This is a genomic window from Rhodococcus koreensis (assembly GCF_017068375.1).
GTDB classification, from domain to species: Bacteria; Actinomycetota; Actinomycetes; order Mycobacteriales; family Mycobacteriaceae; genus Rhodococcus_F; species Rhodococcus_F koreensis.
In genome coordinates this window covers 103,259-122,701 of sequence record NZ_CP070610.1, presented here as the reverse complement: position 1 = coordinate 122,701, position 19,443 = coordinate 103,259, and the positions used below count along the sequence as shown (strand labels likewise).

Genomic DNA, 19,443 nt, shown 5'->3' with positions numbered 1-19,443 from the left:
GGTCCGAATCCGGGACACCGGTCGAATGGACGCCGCCGAGGCAAGCAGAAAATGGCCGGCGTGCCCTCGAGTGCAGATCGCGGCGGCGTGTGTGCGCTGGGTCGGCGCGCGCCAGTGGCACTCTGCGATTCACCGGGGCGCACCGGGAACGCTGCAGGTGCCACCGAACCGAAACTGGCGCGAACCCGCGTCCACGTGTCCGAGAGATGTCGGCGGTCTGCGCAGCACGTCTGACGGGGGAGTGGGTATACGAGAGACGGGTTCACGGAGTGACTTTCGCCGACATCGGGTCGGGCGCATCGGAGTGTTGATGCGATGACTCCCCGGCCCGGGACAAGCTGTGCACGAGATGATCGAGGAAGACCTGTGCCCGCGGGCTGAGGGTCATGTGCCGGGGCCAGGTCGCGACCACGCTGGTGCGGCCGGCACGAGGGGTGAGCGGTCGCGTCACCAGGGGTCGTCCTTCGGAGGTGGTGTCGGGAGAGTTGGGACGGGACATGAGCAGGCCGTATCCGACTCCTCGCCCCACCAGAGCCCGGACGAGATCGATTGTGGGAACGGCGGTGCCGACAGTGGGTTGTACCCCCTGCTCGGCGAAGATTCGATGGGTGTTGGCCGTGCTCGGCGCCGAGTCGAGCAGAACGAGAGGTTCCTCGGCGAGCTCGTGCAAGGCCACGCTGATCCGGTCGGCGAGTCGATGGTCGGCCGGCAGCACGGCCATGACCTCGGTCTCGTACACCACCCGCTTGTTGAGGTCCGAGGGTAGAAACATGTCGTACAGAACCGCGAAGTCCAAGGTGCCGTCGGCCAGTGACGGCAGCAGCTCGTCGTCCCCACCGACCCGGACCCCGACCTTGGCCTTCGGGTGTGCGCCTGCGAAGTGCGCCAGCACCGGCGGCAGCACCGTGGCGGCGAACCCTACATAGCAACCGACCCGAATGGGGCCGGTGATCTCCCCACGCGTGGCAGCGAGATCACCGACGAGGGAGGACACTTCGTCGACGAGATGACGCGCACGATGGGCGAAGTACTGCCCCGCCGGCGTCAGCTGCAAACCCTTCGCCTTGCGACGCACGCACAGTTGCTCCCCCACAATTCGCTCTACCTCCGAAACCGCCTGTGACAGACCTGATTCGGATATGTGCAACGCAGCCGCAGCCTCCGACAACGTCCCATATCGCGGGAGGGCGGAAAACAACTCGAGCTGGCGGACGGTGAGCTGACCCATCTGAAACTTCCGTTCAACTGAAGATATTTGCCATTTTTGATCACTTTACGAGAATTACTCGGTGATGTGAACTAAGTCTCAACCCCAATGTGGTGCACAACACGCACAAGATGGAGAACGACATGACCGACACGGCAGCCACGCGGCCAATGTCCTGTCCGGTGACCCACGCCCCGGCCTCCGCCGGCGAGAGCGCACTTCCGCAAAGAGGCACCGTCGACCCGGCTGAATTACCCCCGGCACCCGAAGTCGACTGGGTGGCGCCCGGTGAACTTGCCGCCGACCCGTACCCGACGTACCGGCGTCTTCGCCACGAGGCGCCGGTGGCGTGGGTCCCGGCCGTGAACAAGTACCTGGTCACCAGCTACCACGAATGCCACGAGATCGAGTGCGACCAGCAGACCTACACCGCCGATGTCGGGGGCAGCGGCGCGACCATGCTGCGCGCGCTGGGTGGGCATCCGATGCTGCGCAAGGACGATCCCGACCATGCGTCCGAACGATCGACGATCAATCCCACCCTGCGTCCGAAGATGGTCAAGTCCGTATGGTCCGAGGTGTTCACCCGCAACGCGCGTACCTATCTGGACGTCCTTGCCGATGCCGGTCCCGGGGCTGCCGAACTGAACCGGGACTACGCAGCACCGGTGGCATCACAGAACCTGATCGATCTGCTGGGGCTGCCGGATGTCGATGTCGAGGACATGCGGCGGTGGTCTCATGCCTTCATCGCCGGCACCGGCAACCTGCTCGACGATCCGGACATCTGGGTCCGCTGCGAGCAGGCCCGCACCGAGGTCGACGCCCTGCTCGATGCCCTGATTCCCTTCTACGACAAGCATCCCAATGAGTCGATGACCTCGGCACTGGTCGGCAGCGGACTGCCTCGGCAGGCGGTGGCCGCGAACGTCAAACTGACCATCACCGGGGGAATGAACGAGCCGCAGCACATGATCACCAACATGGTGTGGGCGCTGTCGAGGCATCCGGACCAGCAACGGCACGTATCCGTGGACCGCTCGCTGTGGCCGGCGGTGTTCGACGAGACCGCGCGCTGGCTGTCGCCGATCGGCATGTACCCCCGCCAGACCACCCGCCCGGTGGTGCTCGGGGGAGTGCGCCTGCCCGCCGGTGCCGCCATCGGTGTGGTGGTCGGCTCCGCCAATCGCGACGAACGCTACTTCGACGCCGATCCCACGGTGTTCGACATTTCCCGCCCACGCCGCCCACACCTGGCGTTCGGCAGCGGGGTCCACCTATGCGCTGGCCACTGGGCGGCCAAGAGCGCCGTCGGAGAGATCGCGGTGCCCCTGCTCTACGAGCGCTTCCCCACCCTGCGCGTCGATACCACCCGCGAAACCCGATGGGACGGATGGGTGTTCCGAGGACTGACCGATCTCCCGGTCACCTGGGACAACTGAGAAAAGAGAGAGACCTCCATGCCAAAAATCACCTTCCACCAGCCCGACGGTCGCAGCGACGTCCTCGACGTCCCCGACGGCACATCCCTGATGCGCGCCGCGGTCACCAACTCGATCCCCGGCATTGTCGGCGAATGCGGCGGACAGGCCATGTGCGCCACCTGCCACGTCTACATCCGCTCCGCGCATCTGACGGATCTACCCGACGTCGGCGAGGACGAGGACGAGATGCTCGACTGCACCGCCACCGCCCGCGCCCCGCAGCGGTCCCGTCTGGGTTGCCAGATCCTCGTCACCACCACCCTCGACGGTCTCGAGGTCGATCTCCCGGAAAGCCAGATCTGACATGAGCGCGACGATCATCATCGGCGCGGGCCATGCCGGGATCCAGCTCGCCGACTCCCTGCGAACCCGCGGCCACGATCGCCCGATCACGGTGCTCAGCGCCGAATCGGAACTGCCCTACCAACGCCCCCCACTGTCGAAGGACTACCTCGCCGAAGGCGATCCGCAACCGTTGCCGCTGCGTGGCACCGAGTTCTATCACGATCACGAGATCGACCTGCGGCGCGGCACCGCTGTCACCGGAATCGACCCGCGCACCCGCACCATCGGGTGCGCAGACGGCACCCGGATGCACTACGACGACCTTGTTTTGGCCACCGGCTCCCGCAACCGACGCCTCACCCTTCCCAGCGCACAGGGACCCGGGGTGCACTACCTGCGGACAGCCGCCGACGCCACCCTCCTCCACGACGACCTCGACCACGCGACGGCCGCCGTCGTCATCGGCGCCGGTTTCATCGGACTCGAATTCGCCGCCGCGGCGGCCCGGCGCGGCATCGACGTCACCGTCGTCGAATACGGTCCCCGGCCACTCGCCCGCGCCCTGACCTATGCCACCACCGACCAGCTGACCGTCACTCACCGCGCCGCGGGTATCGACTTTCAATTCGACGTGCAGGTGTCGGCGATCGAACACGCCCACGGACGTGTCTCCGCCGTCGTCGGACACGACGGCCGCCGCTTCCCCGCCAACCTCGTGGTCATCGGTATCGGCGCGGACCCTCAGACCGATCTGGCCGCCGCCGCAAACCTGCGAATCGACAACGGCATCCACGTCGACGAATTCCTACGCACCAGCGACGAGCACATCTGGGCGATCGGCGACTGCGTCAGCTTTCCCTGCACACACGCCGGGACCAGGGTTCGGCGGGAATCGGTGCAGAACGCGGTCGACCAGGCCCGGGCCCTGGCGGCCACACTCACCGGGACCCCCACCGGCTACCAGGACCTCCCGTGGTTCTGGAGCCACCAAGGCAGCTGCAAGATCCAGATCGCCGGCGTCGGCGGTCCCACCGATCGCACCGTTGTCCCCACCGACCCCACCACCGGAAAGTTCTCCACTTTCCGCTTCCGCGACGACGTCCTCGTCGCCGTCGAATCGGTGAACCAGCCCGCCGTGCACCTCGCCGCCCGCAAAGTACTGTCCGCACCGCGGCGGCCGAGCCTGACCGACCTGACCCGGGCCGGCTTCGATCTCAAATCGCTCTCCGCGCGATCCGCCGCGATCTCCGCAGGCTGAACAGTCCCTGCACCACCCCGCCCAACTACGACACACCCGCGTGTCGCACCCGCGCACAGTCCTGCGCTCCCGGCGTTTCGCAAACCCGCTGCCACAACAGCTCTCAACTGCGGTTCGAGAGAGCCGAGCGCGCCGCACCGGAGCCTTCGACGGATCGGCACCTGAACCTTCGGTAGCTCTCAGCGGCACGCGGACCGCCCACGGAGCGACAACGAACGGCGCCGCTGGTTCGGCGTGGTCCTCCGCCATCCCTTGCGGGCAGCTTCTACCGTTCAACCGTGGAAGTTCCACGGGTGCATGAAATTTACGAACTCCGTGGGATAGGTTGAGATAGCCCGCAGGCGATGTGACGCCAATTACACGAAGCGATCCCCGCTCGTCTCGAAATACCAATGCTCGATTTCCCTCCCTGTCGAAGGTGTGTGCCCATGGTCAGTAATGAAGAGATCCGGCGCGGATGGCCAACTATCGTCATCGCTGGCTTCGGGTCGGCGGTCGGCATCTCCGGATTGCTGCTGTACACAATAGGTTTGTTCACGGCCGACCTCGAAAACGCCATCGGACTGAGTAAGACCTCGTACGGTCTCGGTCTGCTGCTGGTCAGCGCGGGGGTCGCAGCAGGAACGGTATGCACGGGGCGCGCGATCGACCGCTTCGGGACGAGGAGAGTCATTGTTTTCGGGCAACTGTCCTTCGCATCCGGATACCTTGCCCTCGCGACAATCGTCGACACCGTCCCCGTCTTCCTTGCGGTCATGTTCGCACTCGGCTTCCTCGCCAGCGCATCCGGCCCGGTCGGATTTACGCGAACGGTAAGCCTGTGGTTCGTCAAGTCGCGCGGGTTTGCCCTCGGACTCGCGATGACTGGGATCGGTGTCGCCGCGGCCGTCGCTCCGCTCGTCGTCAATGGCGTCATTGTCGAATATGGTTGGCGCGCAGGGTTTCTTGTGCTCGCTGTGATCGCCGCGAGCGGTATCGCTCCCGTGCCCGCCTTTTTGAAAGAGCCCTCGGCAACGGCCACTCGGGGGAGGACGACGACCTCGCCGAGTGCACTGAACTCGATGTGCCTGCTCCCGTGCGTGCCCGCTCGACTTTCGCCGCGATTCGTCGAGACCGGTGCTTCTGGAGATTGTTGATCACGTTCTTCGTGATGTCATTCGCTTTCACGGGCTTGCTCACACATTTCGTTCCAATGTTGCGGTCGATGGATGTGGAGCCGTCGCAGGCCGCGACCTTGGCGTCCCTGATCGGATTCGCTGTCATCGGAAGTCGGGTCATGGTGGGATTTCTGCTCGATCATGTCCGCCCGGGACTGGTTGCCGGAGGGGTCTGCGCCTTGAGTGCTGCCGGTACATGCTTCCTGATCGTCGGAGGCGTCGCTTTCGCTCCACTCGCCGCCATTGCCTTGGGGCTGGCCATCGGCGGCGAGATCGACATGATCGGCTTCTTCACCGCTCGGTACTTCGCACTCGCGGGATACGCCCGAGCATATTCCTGGATGTACACGGGCTTCGTCATCGCGGCAGGCATCTCGCCATTGCTCATCGGGATGTTGTTTGATGCCCTCGGCACGTACTCAGCAGCACTCATCCTGTGCGCAGCATTGGCCGCCATGTGTGCATGTGCCTTCGCCACACTGCCGACGCCCACTCCGCGGACTTCGCCGGCTTCTCTCATCCCGCAACCCGCCGAAACGGAGTTGTAGATGATGTCATCAAACCTATTGCGGTTCGAGACGTATCGTATAGGATTACGGAACAAACTAGGAGGCCACAATGAAGCTAGGCAGGGTGGTGCGACCGACCCCGGACGGTCCGCGCGCACGAATCGTCGCGGTGCAGCCCGATACCGAAAGGGTGATCGACCTGGCGCAGGCATATGCGCTGACGCTGCAACGCTCGTGTGCGGAGCCGGAGCGCGCGTCGAAGATTGCCCGCTCCATCTTTCCGTCCAGCATGGCCGCCGCGATCGGTGGCGGCGATGTCTTTCTGGATGCTGCGCACGAGGCACTCGGAGCCGCGGACGACGCATCACTGCCGTTACTCGAGGTCCAGTGGTGTGCAGCGGTGGATTCCCCGGTGATCCGGGATGGGCTGACCTTCAGTCAGCACATCGTCAACTTCAGTGAGAAGGTCGCACACGCGCTGCCCAATCCGAACATCTACAAAATTCCGGGGTACTTCAAGGGCTCGACCGCGACGGTGTACGGGCACAACGAAGAGATTCCCTACCCGGACTTCACGGACGCGTTCGATTACGAGCTCGAGATCGGCTACATCGTCGGCCGGCGAGGACGGAATCTGACGCCGGACGATGCGTTCGACCACGTCTTCGGCATCACGATCTTCAACGATTTCAGCGCGCGAGACGTGCAGGGCGCAGAGATGGCGATCGGCATGGGCCCGCAGAAATGTAAGGACTTCGCCTACGGCATCGGCCCATGGATCACCACCATGGATGAGGTCTCGTCCATCGAAGGATTGACGGGATCCGTGCGGGTCAACGGCGAACTATGGTCCTCCTGCGTCGCCGAGGACATGGTGTACACCCCCGCCGAATTGGTCGCATATGTCTCGATCGCCGACTACCTCCAGCCCGGCGACATAATCGGTTCCGGCACTCTGGGATTCGGGTCTGGACTCGAACTCGGCAAGACACTCTCACCCGGTGACGTAGTGGAACTCGAACTCGAGTCCGTTGGCACATTGCGGTCACCGATCAGTAAGACCCGCGAGAAGGCCCCGTGGTGGCCTGAGCCGCGGCCGTATCCCTTCGAGGTCCAGGACGTCAACTGAACGACGTACGCGGTGCCGAGCCGGAGGCCGGGGTGCTGGCAGGGGGCGGTACCTTCCGCCGGACTCTTACGAGCCCCTCGGCCTCCGGCAAGCCCCACACTCAATCAGGATGCATGTCTGTCCGAGACCCACGCCGTCACCAAGTACAAGTGAATGGCGCGAAAGGAATTCCATGACGAACGCTGTCATCGTGGACGTCGTCCGCCTCGCCTCCGGTAAGGGCAAGCCCGGCGGTGCGCTGTCGGGCACGCACCCGGTGGAACTGCTCGCGCACGTGCTCCGCAGCATTGTCGAACGCAACGGCATCGACCCCGCACAGGTCGACGACGTCATCGGCGGCTGCGTCGGGCAGGCCGGCGAGCAGGCCCTCAACATCTCCCGGACAGCGGTGCTGTCGGCCGGATTCCCGGATTCGGTTCCGGCCACCACCGTCGACCGCCAGTGCGGCTCGAGCCAGCAGGCGGCGCACTTCGCCGCGCAGGGCGTGATCGCCGGCGCCTACGACATCGTGATCGCCTGCGGTGTGGAGTCGATGTCCCGCGTTCCGATGGGCACGACGACCATCGGTCAGGACGCGTCCGGCCCGGGCATCGCCGCCCGCTACCCCGAGGGACTGGTCAACCAGGGCATCTCCGCCGAACTGATCGCCGCCAAGTGGAAGTTCGACCGCGACACCCTCGACGTGTTCTCCGCGCAGTCGCATCAGCGGGCCGCCGACGCCTTGTCGAAGGGTCTGTTCGACAAGGAGATCGTCCCGATCTCGGTCACCAACGCCGCCGGTGAGACGGTGACCCACACCGCCGACGAGACCGTGCGCGCCTCCACCACCGCCGAGGGACTGTCCGGGCTGAAGTCGTCGTTCTACTCCGAGAAGTACGCGGCCCGGTTCCCCGAGGCGCAGTGGCACATCACCCCGGGCAACTCGTCGCCGCTGACCGACGGCGCGTCCGCGGCGCTGATCATGAGCGAGGAGATGGCGTCGAAGCTGGGACTGACGCCGCGGGCCCGGTTCCATTCGTTCGCCGTTGCCGGTGACGACCCGGTCTTCATGCTCACCGCGCCGATCCCGGCGACCAAGAAGATCCTCGCGAAGTCGGGGCTGAGCATCGACGACATCGACGCTACGAGGTCAACGAGGCGTTCGCGCCGGTGCCGCTGGCGTGGGCGCACGAATTCGGGGCCGACCCGGCCAAGCTCAACCCGTGGGGCGGCGCCATCGCGCTCGGGCACGCACTCGGCTCTTCGGGCACCCGCCTGCTGAGCACCCTGGTCAACAACCTCGAGGCCACCGGCGGACGCTACGGCCTGCAGACCATGTGCGAGGGCGCGGGCATGGCCAACGCCACCATCATCGAACGCATCTGACCGGGGCGGAGGACCAGTCCCGCACCGTCCGATCCCCGGCAGGGCTGTCCGCTACCACGGACACCTCCGCCCGCCGGAAGTCGGCACCGAAGCCCAGTGCTTCCTAGTTACGCCTCGATGGGTGGATGACCCTGGGCTCTCCGGTCGTCAGCCGACGGTGGTGAGTCTGGGGCTAGAAACCCACAACCCAATACGATACGATCCGTATAGTATCGCAACCTTCTGGAAAGGAAGGGGAGAAGATTGACACTCCTGCTGGACGACGCCGCGGTGCGATCGGCCTTCGACTGGACGCCGGCCATCGCCGCGTTGCGTGACGCCTATCGGGCGGCTCCCGACGATGCTCGATTCCCGGCCCGGACCATTGCGCGCGGCGGCACCTCGTTCCTGCGGTCGATGAGCGGCGCGCCGGGCAGCGGCGGGTTGATGGGCGTAAAGACCATCGCCGGCGCGATCGGCGTGCGCAAGTTCTCGTACCTCATCTCCCTGTTCGATCAGGAGTCCGCGGAACTGGTGGCGCTGCTCGACGGCAATTCGATCACCGGCTACCGCACCGCGGCCACATCGGCGCTGGCGGTCGACCTGCTGGCCGCACCCGGACCGGTCACGGTTGCGGTCATCGGTTCGGGTTTCGAGGCGAAGAAACATGTTCGCGCCCTCGCGGCGGTGCGCAAGCTCGAAGCCGTGCGTGTGTACAGCCCGCGAGCGGAGAGCCGGGCGCGCTTCGCCGACGAACTCGCCGATCTGGACACGTCGATCATCGCCGCCGAGTCACCTCAGGCAGCGGTTTCGGGCGCATCCGTGGTGATCTGCGCGGCGCGATCTTATAACGAATCGCCGATCTTGCTGGGCGCGTGGCTCGAACCGGGAATGACCGTCGTCTCGATCGGATCGACCGTGCGGGAGCAGCGCGAGGTCGATCCGGATGTGATCGCACGCGCCGACGTCGTCATCGCCGACGTCCTGGAAGAAGTACTGCACGACAGTGGCGATCTCATCGCCGCGACGCAGGCGGGCATCGACGTCACCGACCGGATCGCGGCGCTGTCCGACCTCGTGTCCGGAAGGCACCCTGGGCGCACGACCACCGAACAGATCGTCGTGTACAAGTCCGTCGGCTCCGCCGTTCAGGACTTGGCCGTCGCCGCTATGTGCGCGGACGCCGCCCGCACGTCCGGGCTCGGATCCGAACTGCCCATCCGCATCCCACCGGTTCACAAGTAAAGGACGCACCATGAGCACTGCTGCCACCGGGAGCCGAACGCTCGCGGACCACACCCTGTTCCGCACTGCGGCCTATATCGACGGACAGTGGATTGAAAACGGTGAATCCGGGCGTTTCACCATCGCCAACCCGTCGACCGGTGAACAGCTGGCCGACCTGCCCTCGCTGAGCCGTCCGCAGGTCGCCGCGGCCATCGACGCAGCACACCGCGCCCTGCCCGGCTGGCGGGCCCGGTCCGCCAAGCAACGCGCCCAGATCCTCCGGCGCTGGTTTGACCTCGTCAACGAGCACGCCGAGGATCTGGCGCGGTTGATCGTCCTCGAGGAGGGCAAGCCGGTAACCGAGGCGCGCGGTGAAATCGCATATGCAGCATCGTTCATCGAATGGTTCGCCGAAGAGGCTAAACGTGTGCGCGGCGATGTCTTCCCGGCACCCGATCCCGCGAACCGCGTCCTGGTGCTCAAGGAGCCGATCGGGGTGTGCGCCGCGATCACGCCGTGGAACTTTCCCGCAGCGATGATCACTCGCAAGGTTGCTCCTGCGCTGGCCGCGGGTTGCACGATGGTCGTCAAGCCTGCTGGGCAAACACCGCTCACCGCCCTGGCTCTCGCGGAGCTGGCCACTCGTGCCGGGGTGCCGGCGGGTGTGTTCAGCGTGGTGCTCGGCAAGGCGGGGGAGGTCGGCGCGGAACTCACCGGAAACCCGTTGGTGGGGAAGGTGAGTTTCACCGGGTCGACGGAGGTCGGGCGGCTGCTGCTGCAGCAGTCGGCGGCGACGGTAAAGAAGGCATCGATGGAACTCGGAGGGAACGCGCCGGTACTCGTCTTCGACGACGCGGATCTCGAGGTCGCCGTATCGGGTGTGCTCGCCGCGAAGTACCGCAACACCGGTCAGGCGTGCATCAGCGCCAATCGGGTATATGTGCAAACCGGCATCTACGAGCGGTTCACCGCGGAGCTGGCCAACCGGGTCTCCGGCCTTCCGGTCGGCGACGGTTTCGAGCCGGGCGTCATGCTGGGCCCGCTGATCGACCAGTCTGCTGTCACCAAAGTCGAAGAACATGTGGCCGACGCCGTCGCCCACGGCGCACGTGTGGTGTGCGGTGGTGCGCGACATGACCGGGGCGGGCAGTTCTACCAGCCGACGGTGTTGGCCGATGTCGCCGCCGGTATGAAGGTCACCCGCGAAGAGACCTTCGGCCCGATCACCCCGCTGATCCCGTTCACCGACGAGGCGGATGCGATCCGGCAGGCAAACGACACCGAATTCGGCTTGGCCGCCTATGTTTTCAGTCGATACGCCGAGAGAATCTGGCGTGTGGCGGCGGCCCTCGAAGCTGGCATGGTCGGAATCAACTCCGGCCTGATCTCCAACGAAACCGCGCCCTTCGGCGGCATCAAGCAGTCCGGCCTGGGGCGGGAAGGGTCGATCTACGGCATCGACGAGTACATGGAGATGAAGTACCTCGCGTGGGCGGGCAGCGGCGCGAACTGACCGGAGCCGTTCAACCGGCCAACACATCGAAATCAATTGATCGAAAATCGGAAGGAACGCCCGTCATGGCTGTTTACACACGCTCCGAAGCCCGGGAATGGGCCCGCGAGAAGCTCGTCGGCGCCGTCAACTGCACAATTCCATCGTTCACGAACGACCTCCGCCGCATCAACGAAAAAGGCATTCGCCACGATATCCGCCTCGCCAAGGAACACGGTTTCATTGGCAGTCTCGGTATCTCGGAAATCAGCATCACCCTGCCGGAATACCTGGACTTCTTGCGGATTTCCAAGGACGAGGCCGGCGATGACTTCTACATCGTCCACCACGCGAGCTGGAACGATCTGGAGCAGAACATCGAAGCCGTCCGGGGCGCAGAGGAGGCCGGCGCCGATCTAGTGCTGCTGTCCTACCCGCCGAACTTCTACCCGGAGTCCGAGCAGGAGATCTTCGACTACACCAAGGCCGTCGCCGACGCGACGAACCTGGGTATCATCCTGTTCCCGATGGTGATCTGGGGCTTCAGCGGCCGCATTCATCCGTCCGATATCCCCACCCGCCTCATTCGCCGCATGATCGACGAGATCCCCAATCTCGCGGTGGTAAAAGCCGAAGGCGGCTTCCCGAGCATCCAGAGCGCGATCGAATGCCATCGCCTCTTCGGTGAGGAGATCGTCATCTCGATCCCCATCGAAGGCGAACTGATCCCGCTCTCGCAAGTCATTCCCATCCAGCTCTCGGCCACCAGCGATCACGAATACTTCGGACCCATGATTCCGCGTGTGATGCAGCTGCTGCGCGACGGCAAATACGATGACGCCACCGAGATCTACTGGCAGTTGCATCCTGCGCGCAAGGTCAAAGCCGGACTATTCAACGGAATGCACGGCGGATCGTTCCTCAACCGCCAGGCGTGGAAGTTTCAGGGGTGGTTGCAGGGCTACAACGGCGGCCCGCTGCGGCAACCCACCCAGCGCATCCATGACCACCAGATGGCCGCGCTGCGCAAGGGCTTGATCGACGCCGGACTGGAGCCGAGTATGGATCCGTTCCGAGAGTTCTTCATCGGCCGCAACCCCGCCTGACCGCGGAACCAGTAGAGGGAAGTGGCTCCGGTCGATTCCTCGATCGACGTTGGTGCGGTACTCCGGCGGAGCACCGTCGATCGAATTGTTGGCCTGGGTGCGTGAACTGAGTGTCGAAGGCGATGACGTCACCGCCCTGGTCGGCGACGTCATCGCTCGAAAGCTGCTACTTGACCGACCAGTTATATTCCAACCTCTGACCCACTATCCACGGACGACCTTTCGGTCCGGTCAGCTTATCAACGCCAGAGGTCCCCGGAAGGGGATCGAAGCGAACACCCTCAGTTCCAGATCGTTGACACCCGAATCACACTGATGTGGGTTTCGCGTGCTTCAGAACCCTTGTTGTTGAAGGTTTCATAGAGGCTGGCGAGCAGCATTCTGACCTGTAGCCAGCCTCGGGACGCGGGCCGTCGGCATTCACGGAGTAGTCGATGTACCGACTTGGGATCTCGCCACAGACCTAGGAGTAGTCGAAATGCCGTTGCATGTCCTTCATGCTGCGATTGCGTGCGTCAGTCTGATCGCACCCCGCCGCGCGACATCGATCCAACAAATCCTTACGAATTGTGCCATCGCACGAGCCAATGCACGGTGGCTGGCCCTTGCCGCGAGCGCATAACAAGAGTCCTCTAGCTGGATGAGGCCATAACGTTGGTGACACCGGCGTGGAACTTGCTCGCGGGTGGCCGGTTTCAGGCGTCAGTGTGAGGTCGATGGTAGTCGTAGTGCACGTTCCACACTTCGAGAGCTCGTGAGCGCTGCTGCTCGCTGGTCCAGGTTCGGGCGTAGAGGAATTCCTCGGACAGGATCGAAGTTGTAGCGCTCGACCTTGCCATTGTGCCGTGGGGTGTATGGGTTGATTCGCCGGTGGCGCGCGCCGTGCAGGACATTGGCGAAGTCTTTCGCGCGGTAGCATGAGCCGTTGTCGGTGACGATCCGATTGATGTGGCCGACGGAAGTGTGCAGCGAAGAACACCCGGGCTCGATGCATGAATCCGATTGCCGTGGAGGCTTTCTCATCGGTCAAAGCCTCGGTGTAGGCAAGGCGGGAGAACCCGTCGACGGCGGAGTGCAGGTACACGTAGCCGGCGCGGGCTCCGGCAGCCTTGGCGCGTTCGACGGCCTTCGCCTGGTCAGAGCGCTTGCCGTGGGCACGCCAGCCACCGCCCTTCCGGTATCCGCCCGACCTTCACCCGCGTCCACGTGCACCATAAGCCCCGGCCAGCGGGCGACGATTCGCCTTGGTTCACGGTTGCTCTCACCGGTGGGGTCGAGGAACTTGCGCCGGTTCAATCCGAGGAGGGCCAGGTGTCGGCTGATGGTGCGCACGGCGATCGTGGTGCCATCACTGCTCAGTTCGTGGGCGGTGCGGCGGGCGGACCATTTCTTGTCGCGGCGCAGCTTCTCGATCCGTGCCACCACCGAGGTGGGGGTGGCGGTCGGTTGGTTGGTGGTGGGGCACGCTCGGGCGATCCAGCAGTCCCAGTTCCCCGAACTCGCGGAAGCGGGTTACCCATTTGCTGGCGCAGGCGCGGGAGATGCCCATCTCGGCAGCGACGTGGGCGATGGGACGGGTCTGGCAACGTTCGACGAGTCGGCGGCGATGACCGGCATCATCGAGGTGCTCCGCGTCAGCACCGACCCTGGTGATGCCGTAATCGTGACCACCCGGTCTACGCGCCCTTCTTCTCGTACGTCTCGCACGCAGACCGGAACATCGGTGTGGCGCCGCTCACCCGGGCGGGCCGTCTCGACATCGACCTCATCGGGGACACGATCGCACGAGTGCAGACGGCGGTCGGTCGGTGCGTCGTCCTACTCTGCAACCCGCACAACCCCACGGGCACCGTGCACACCAGGTCCGAACTCGAATCGCTCGCGCGTGTAACCCGGGACGATTCACTGGGGAGCGCTCTGATCGCCGAGCTGGAGTACCGGTTGCTGGCAAGGGGGGTGCGGCGGATGAGCGCACTGTTGCCCGAGGGGGAGACAGGTGCGGCGGCATTGGCCAATTCCGGTTTCACCGCGCGGGCAGGCATCACCTATTACGAGAAGGTGGGGACGGTATCAGCGGATCGCGGAAGTGCTGGCCCGGCTCGGTGGTGCGGTCCCACCGGCAGGTCTGTGGCGGCAGGTCGCCCGGATGGCCAAGGAGAAGACTTTGATCGAGCGGCGGATCGTGCTGCCGTTGTCGCGGTCGGTACTCACCGCCGAGCATGGGGTGGTGCCGCCGCGGGCGGTGGTGCTGTTCGGGCACGCAGGGAAGGGGAAGACCACGTTTGCGCGGTCGATCGCGAGCCGGTTGGGGTGGCCGTTCGTCGAATTGTTTCCGTCACGGTTGGCCTCGAATGGGGGCGGTTTGGCGGCGGGGATCGGGGAGATGTTCGGGTCGATGGCCAAACTCGATCATGTGGTCGTATTCATCGACGAGGTGGAGGAGGTGTCGCGGCCCGGCGCCGGCCAGGGTCGGATTCGGTAGGAGTGGTGGACGAGTTGCTGAAATCTATCGTCGGTTTCCGGGAGCGGGCTGGGCGGCTTCTGGTGTGCGCGACGAACTCGGTGCGTGACCTCGATGACGCATTTTTGCGGCGTGGTCGGTTCGATTACGTGTTGCCGATCGGGGCACCGGATGAGCAGGCCCGGCATGCGTTGTGGGAGCTGTTCCGGCGTTGGTGGCCGCGTCGGCGGGCTTTACTCCCGCGGATGTGGCGCACGCGGCACGGATGGTCGCGCAGACGACGTTCGAGTGCAGTGTCGAACAGGGGGACGTTGTCACGCCGGTACGGAGGACTATTGGGGGTGATCAGTGCGATGCGTCCGACCCTGACCCCGGAAATGCTCGATGCGTTCGCTGTGGACATCGCCCGCTTCGCCCGAAGCTAATGGTGAGCTCAAGGTGTGCGGCCGGGAAATCGGCACTGAGGGGTGAAGTTTGTTTGAGCACAGTTTGTCCATATCGAGTACCGCGTGTCCCCGGCCGGTCCTCTCGCGAGGACCGGTCGGAAGCTGGCGATGTATGCCGTTCAGTTCATGAGTGCTGACCCTGCTTGCGCAGGGTGTTCTTGAGGATTTTGCCGGACGCGTTGCGGGGGAGAGCGTCGATCACCTCGAGTTGGGTGGGGAGTTTGTACTTCGCGAGGGATGCTGATGCCCATTCGCGAACGGAAGTGATGTCGAGCGCGGCGGCCGGACCCCGAGGGACTACGAAGGCGACCGGTGTTTCGCCCCACACGGGGTGGGGGTGGCCGATGAGTGTGACCTCGACGATATCGGGGTGGGCTGCGAGTACGTTTTCCACCTCGGAACAGTAAATGTTCTCGCCACCGGAGATGATCATGTCTTTTGCGCGGTCGACGACGTAGACGAAGCCGTCCTCGTCTACGCGGACGAGATCACCGGAGTGGAACCAGCCGCCGTGGAAGGCATCGGCCGTCGCATCGGGCTTGTTCCAGTATCCGAGCATCAATCCAGGGCCACGGTAGACGATCTCACCGACTTCACCCGGTTCGACGTCTTCCATGTTCGGATTGACCACGCGGGCTGTGACCGCGGCGATGGGCCGGCCGACGGAGCCGAGTTTGCGGATCGCGTCCTTGCCGTGGAGCACGCACGTCACCGGGGACATTTCGGTTTGGCCGAAGAGCGCGACGTTCATCGCGTCGGGGAAGGTGTCGGCCATCCGGCGCAGGAGTGTGTCGCTCGCCGGCGCCGCGCCCCAACCGAGGACACGTAGCCGCTCGAGGTTGCGGGTGGCGATGCCGGGTTCTGCGCACAGTGCCTGCCACTGGGTGGGGACCAAGAACACGCTGGTGACGCCTTCGTTTTCGAGCAGGTCGAGAATCGCGTCGGCGATGAATGCTCGGGTGGGATGGAGGACGAGTGTGCCGCCGACGAAGAGGGTCGGGACGACGGAGCCGATTGCGCCTATGTGGAACAGTGGGGAGGCGATCAGGTTGACCTCGTCTTCGTCCATGTACTGGAAGGCCCGTGTGACGGTGACGCCCTGGGCCTGCAGGTTCAGGTGGGTCAGCACGGCGCCCTTGGGGCGTCCGGTGGTGCCGGAGGTGTACATGATCAGGGCGGGGGAGTCTTCGGGGACGTCTGGTAGCGGAGCCGCCGCCGCGGTGTTCGTCTCGTCGATGAGGTCGCTGTAGAGCTCGAATCCGTTGGTGGGGTGGGTGATGGTGACGAGCCGAGGGCTTTCGGGAAGGTCTTTCAGGGCGGCCACGAGGATCGGGGTGCCCAGCTCGTCGCCGATGGCGATCTTTGCGCCGGAGTCGGCGAGTAGGTAGGCGGTTTCTGGTCCGGTCAGCCGAAAGTTGACCGGAACGGCAAGGGCACCGAGAAGGTTTGCAGCGAGCACTGTTTCGATGAACTCCGGACGGTTCCCGGTGATGATCGCTACTCGGTCGCCGAAGCCGATGCCTCGTGAGGACAAGGCCCTTGCCAAGGCACGCACCCGGTTCCGAAGCTCGGTCCATGTGGTGGTCGATCCGTCGAACCGGATCGCGGCGCGGTCACTGAGGGTGGCGGCGTGGCGTTCGACATGGTTCATCCAGTGCGATCGCCGGGCGCGGCCGGGCTGGTCGGAGAATTCGATCTGGTGCACGTGCTTCACCTTTCGGCGTGTTGAGGAGGAAGTGCGGGCGCGTCGAAATCCTCAGTCGAAAAGCCCGTGCGGCTGATCACCGGCCCGCTGCCTCGACTGGAAATCCGGAAGGATGTATTCGCCGCTGTGCCGACTGACGACGGGGTGGCCGCGGTCCCGGTGAGGCATTGATGCCACGGCAGCGCGAGTAATGGGGCGTTACCTCGGTGGCCGTGTCGGTCCGTGTGTTGCTCAACCGGTGACTGCAGAGGTCTTGTAGACGGATTGGTAGGTCAGGTAGGGGTCGATACCTTCGGGGCCGAGTTCGCGCCCGTGTCCGCTGGCCTTCACGCCGCCGAAGGGGGATCCGAGATCGAGGGTGTACGAGTTGATTCCGACGGTACCGGTCTTGACCTGGTGGGCGATGGCGTCGGCGCGGTCGGGGTCTGTGGACCATACTGTCCCACCCAGACCGAACTTGCTGTCGTTGGCGATCTGGATGGCATGGGCGTCGTCGTCGTATTTGATGATTGACAGGACGGGGCCGAATATTTCCTCTCGGGCAATGGTGTCGCTGTTGTCGACGTCAGCGAAGACGGTCGGAGCGACGAAGTAGCCGTCGAGGTCGGTGACTGCGTCACCGCCCGTGATCAGTCGGGCGGTGCTCGACTTGCCAGTCTCGATGTAGTTCAGGACTCGTTTTTGATGGTTTGCGGTGACCATCGGGCCGATCAGGGTGTCGTGATCGAGTGGGTCTCCGACTGTGAAGGACTTCACCACGGAGGTGACGGTGTCCACGACCTCGGTGTAACGGTTCGCGGGCACGAGCAGTCGGGTGCTCGCGTAGCAGGTCATGCCGTTGTTGGGGAACGAGGCAGCATAGAGCCCTTGGGCGAGGACGTCGAGATCGACGTCGTCGAGCACGATGCCGGCAGACTTGCCGCCGAGTTCGAGTGTGACCGGTCGCAGCAGGCGTCCGCAGACCTCGCCGATAGCGCGACCGGCCGGAGTTGATCCGGTGAAAGCGACCTTGTCGATGCCCGGGTGCGCGACCAGGTGTTGGCTGGCTTCGAGGCCGGCGGGGACGATGTTGAGCACACCCGACGGCAGCCCTGCCTCCAATGCGGCATCCGCGAAGACGAAAGCGTCCAGGGCGGTCTCGAGGGCGGCCTTGAAGACGACCGTGCACCCTGCCGCGAGCGCAGGCGCGATCTTCATCATCGCCAACGTTTGGGGGTAGTTCCACGGGGAGATGGCCGCAACGACGCCGACCGGCACTCGACGGATTTCGGTTGTTCCGGTGAGGCTCGGGCGCGATTGGACCCAGGTGAGTTCTCGGGCGAGGCCTGCGTAGAGGCCGAGCAGTGCCGCCGGGGCGAGTCCGTTGGCCGATGCCGACAAGGTGATCGGCATGCCGTTCTCCTGGCTGCACAGCGTTGCGGTGTCCTCACCCCGTGCGGCGAGGGCGGCGGCGAAGCGGTCGAGAATGTCGGCGCGGTCGTGCGCCGGGGTGGCGGACCAACCGGTCAGTGCGTCGTTGGCCGCGGTGACCGCTGCGTCGATGTCTGCGACGCCGGCGGTGGCGGCGGCTCCGAGGACCTTGCCGGTGCTCGGGTTGACGACGTCCACAGGGGTGTCGGTGCCGGTGACGAATTCACCGTTGATGAACAGGTGTGGGCGGTCGAGTCCCATGGAGTCTCCTGGCTCTGAAGTGAAGAGGATGGGTGGTTCAGCTTGGACTGGTGGTCGTGTCGGGTTGGGGCGAGTGACGGTGCGGAACAGGACACCCGGGGGCGAATGTTCCTAAGGTTTTGACGTCGAAACCGTTGGGGTAACTGCGGATACGTGGCATCGTGTGGACGTACTGCGGCGTGCGGCGCGGGGGCAGAGCGGCGACGAAGCGGGCACGTAACCGCAGTCCGGCCGCCGAGAGGCGCCGTGCGAGGTTCCCGGGATTTCGGTAGCGGAACGCCGCCAGGAGCGGTTCGTCCATCAGCGACCGGCTGAAGATGTCGATGATGGGTTTGGCGACGGCGGGGTAGAAGGACGCGAGCAGGTTCATGGTCGCGTCGGCGACCCGGCGCGCGCCGGGGTCGAACGCGAAGTGTGCGGCCTCGTAGGTGTCCATGAGGGCCGCGAACTCCGCGTACGTGGCGGGAATGTCCTTGATCCCCATGTGGCGGCCGAGTGCCTGGTAGTAGCGAACCGAGGCGAGTAGTTCGTCACCCGTAAGTTGCCGCCAGCCGTAGTTCTCAATCCATCGCTGGGGAACGACGACGAACGTCGCGAGGACGTAGAGGAAGTCCTCGTTCGAGATGTCGTACATGTGGTGCATCTGATTGATGCGCTGTATCGCTGCTTTTCCGTTAGGGCTGTCGAAACCCTCGAGTAGGGGAACCTCGAGCAGGATCGAGGTGTCGTCGTAGCGCTTCTGGGTGTTCTGGGTAAAGGCTCCGGTCTGATCAAGCAATCTGCCGACGCTCGGGACCGCATAGGTGCGGAACAGGGCAAAGCTCAGGGACTGATTCAGGTCCCAGGGGAACTCGTAGGTGGCCAGATTGCGGTAAATCTCTGCGAACTCGGTTTCCGGGTCCAGGCCGTTGTTGCGATTGGGCTTGCTCACATCACGCTCCTTCATATTTCGTGCGCAAGCG

The 19,443-nt window shown here is 64.7% G+C and carries 13 protein-coding genes and 4 pseudogenes; 12 read left to right on the top strand and 5 right to left on the bottom strand.

Translation table 11 applies throughout. From position 1 onward, the window contains the following. Positions 1 to 262: 262 nt before the first annotated feature. On the bottom strand, positions 263 to 1,228 hold the full coding sequence (locus tag JWS14_RS41560; RefSeq protein ID WP_095869848.1) for a LysR substrate-binding domain-containing protein: 966 nt from the start codon (positions 1,226 to 1,228) through the stop codon (positions 263 to 265). A 122-nt stretch (positions 1,229 to 1,350) separates the two neighbouring features. Here JWS14_RS41560 and JWS14_RS41555 point away from each other — a divergent pair, with 122 nt between their 5' ends. From JWS14_RS41555 to JWS14_RS41510, 10 genes and pseudogenes are all read left to right on the top strand, one after another. Continuing rightward, positions 1,351 to 2,649, top strand: a complete 1,299-nt coding sequence (locus JWS14_RS41555) for a cytochrome P450 (RefSeq protein ID WP_241031736.1) — start codon at positions 1,351 to 1,353, stop codon at positions 2,647 to 2,649. 18 nt (positions 2,650 to 2,667) lie between these two features. Further along, a complete protein-coding gene (locus JWS14_RS41550) occupies positions 2,668 to 2,994 on the top strand; it encodes a 2Fe-2S iron-sulfur cluster-binding protein (protein WP_095869849.1) in 327 nt (108 codons plus the stop codon). 1 nt (position 2,995) lies between these two features. Next, positions 2,996 to 4,234 carry an NAD(P)/FAD-dependent oxidoreductase gene (locus JWS14_RS41545; RefSeq protein ID WP_095869850.1) on the top strand — a complete coding sequence of 413 codons (1,239 nt, stop codon included), beginning with the start codon at positions 2,996 to 2,998 and terminating at the stop codon, positions 4,232 to 4,234. 428 nt (positions 4,235 to 4,662) lie between these two features. Further along, positions 4,663 to 5,370 carry an MFS transporter gene (locus tag JWS14_RS51295; protein WP_206016350.1) on the top strand — a complete coding sequence of 236 codons (708 nt, stop codon included), beginning with the start codon at positions 4,663 to 4,665 and terminating at the stop codon, positions 5,368 to 5,370. Further along, positions 5,298 to 5,939 (top strand): MFS transporter, encoded by a 642-nt coding sequence (locus JWS14_RS51290; protein WP_259376145.1) that lies wholly within the window; start codon positions 5,298 to 5,300, stop codon positions 5,937 to 5,939. The genes JWS14_RS51295 and JWS14_RS51290 overlap by 73 nt, the downstream gene beginning before the upstream one ends. A gap of 70 nt (positions 5,940 to 6,009) precedes the next feature. Next, positions 6,010 to 7,029 (top strand): fumarylacetoacetate hydrolase family protein, encoded by a 1,020-nt coding sequence (locus JWS14_RS41530; RefSeq protein ID WP_206016349.1) that lies wholly within the window; start codon positions 6,010 to 6,012, stop codon positions 7,027 to 7,029. Between the two features lie 172 nt (positions 7,030 to 7,201). Further along, positions 7,202 to 8,394, top strand: a pseudogene (locus JWS14_RS41525) (thiolase family protein). Between the two features lie 243 nt (positions 8,395 to 8,637). After that, a complete protein-coding gene (locus JWS14_RS41520; protein WP_095869853.1) occupies positions 8,638 to 9,618 on the top strand; it encodes an ornithine cyclodeaminase family protein in 981 nt (326 codons plus the stop codon). A 10-nt stretch (positions 9,619 to 9,628) separates the two neighbouring features. Then, on the top strand, positions 9,629 to 11,113 hold the full coding sequence (locus JWS14_RS41515; protein ID WP_095869854.1) for an NAD-dependent succinate-semialdehyde dehydrogenase: 1,485 nt from the start codon (positions 9,629 to 9,631) through the stop codon (positions 11,111 to 11,113). A 65-nt stretch (positions 11,114 to 11,178) separates the two neighbouring features. After that, complete coding sequence (locus JWS14_RS41510; RefSeq protein WP_095869855.1) at positions 11,179 to 12,198, top strand: dihydrodipicolinate synthase family protein; 1,020 nt, start codon at positions 11,179 to 11,181, stop codon at positions 12,196 to 12,198. Between the two features lie 632 nt (positions 12,199 to 12,830). Here the strand turns inward: JWS14_RS41510 and JWS14_RS41505 are convergent. After that, positions 12,831 to 13,852: pseudogene (locus tag JWS14_RS41505) on the bottom strand (IS481 family transposase). Between the two features lie 26 nt (positions 13,853 to 13,878). Here JWS14_RS41505 and JWS14_RS51965 point away from each other — a divergent pair. Then, a pseudogene (locus JWS14_RS51965) lies at positions 13,879 to 14,082 on the top strand (aminotransferase class I/II-fold pyridoxal phosphate-dependent enzyme); the annotation flags it as partial. 9 nt (positions 14,083 to 14,091) lie between these two features. Beyond that, a pseudogene (locus tag JWS14_RS51565) lies at positions 14,092 to 15,084 on the top strand (ATP-binding protein); the annotation flags it as partial. Positions 15,085 to 15,229: 145 nt separating this feature from the next. Here JWS14_RS51565 and JWS14_RS41490 read toward each other — a convergent pair. The 3 genes from JWS14_RS41490 to JWS14_RS41480 form a co-directional block, all read right to left on the bottom strand. Next, a complete protein-coding gene (locus tag JWS14_RS41490; protein WP_095870002.1) occupies positions 15,230 to 16,756 on the bottom strand; it encodes an AMP-binding protein in 1,527 nt (508 codons plus the stop codon). Between the two features lie 285 nt (positions 16,757 to 17,041). Further along, complete coding sequence (locus JWS14_RS41485; RefSeq protein ID WP_206016348.1) at positions 17,042 to 18,481, bottom strand: aldehyde dehydrogenase; 1,440 nt, start codon at positions 18,479 to 18,481, stop codon at positions 17,042 to 17,044. A 37-nt stretch (positions 18,482 to 18,518) separates the two neighbouring features. Next, on the bottom strand, positions 18,519 to 19,427 hold the full coding sequence (locus tag JWS14_RS41480; protein ID WP_373560072.1) for an oxygenase MpaB family protein: 909 nt from the start codon (positions 19,425 to 19,427) through the stop codon (positions 18,519 to 18,521). Between the last annotated feature and the right edge of the window lie 16 nt (positions 19,428 to 19,443).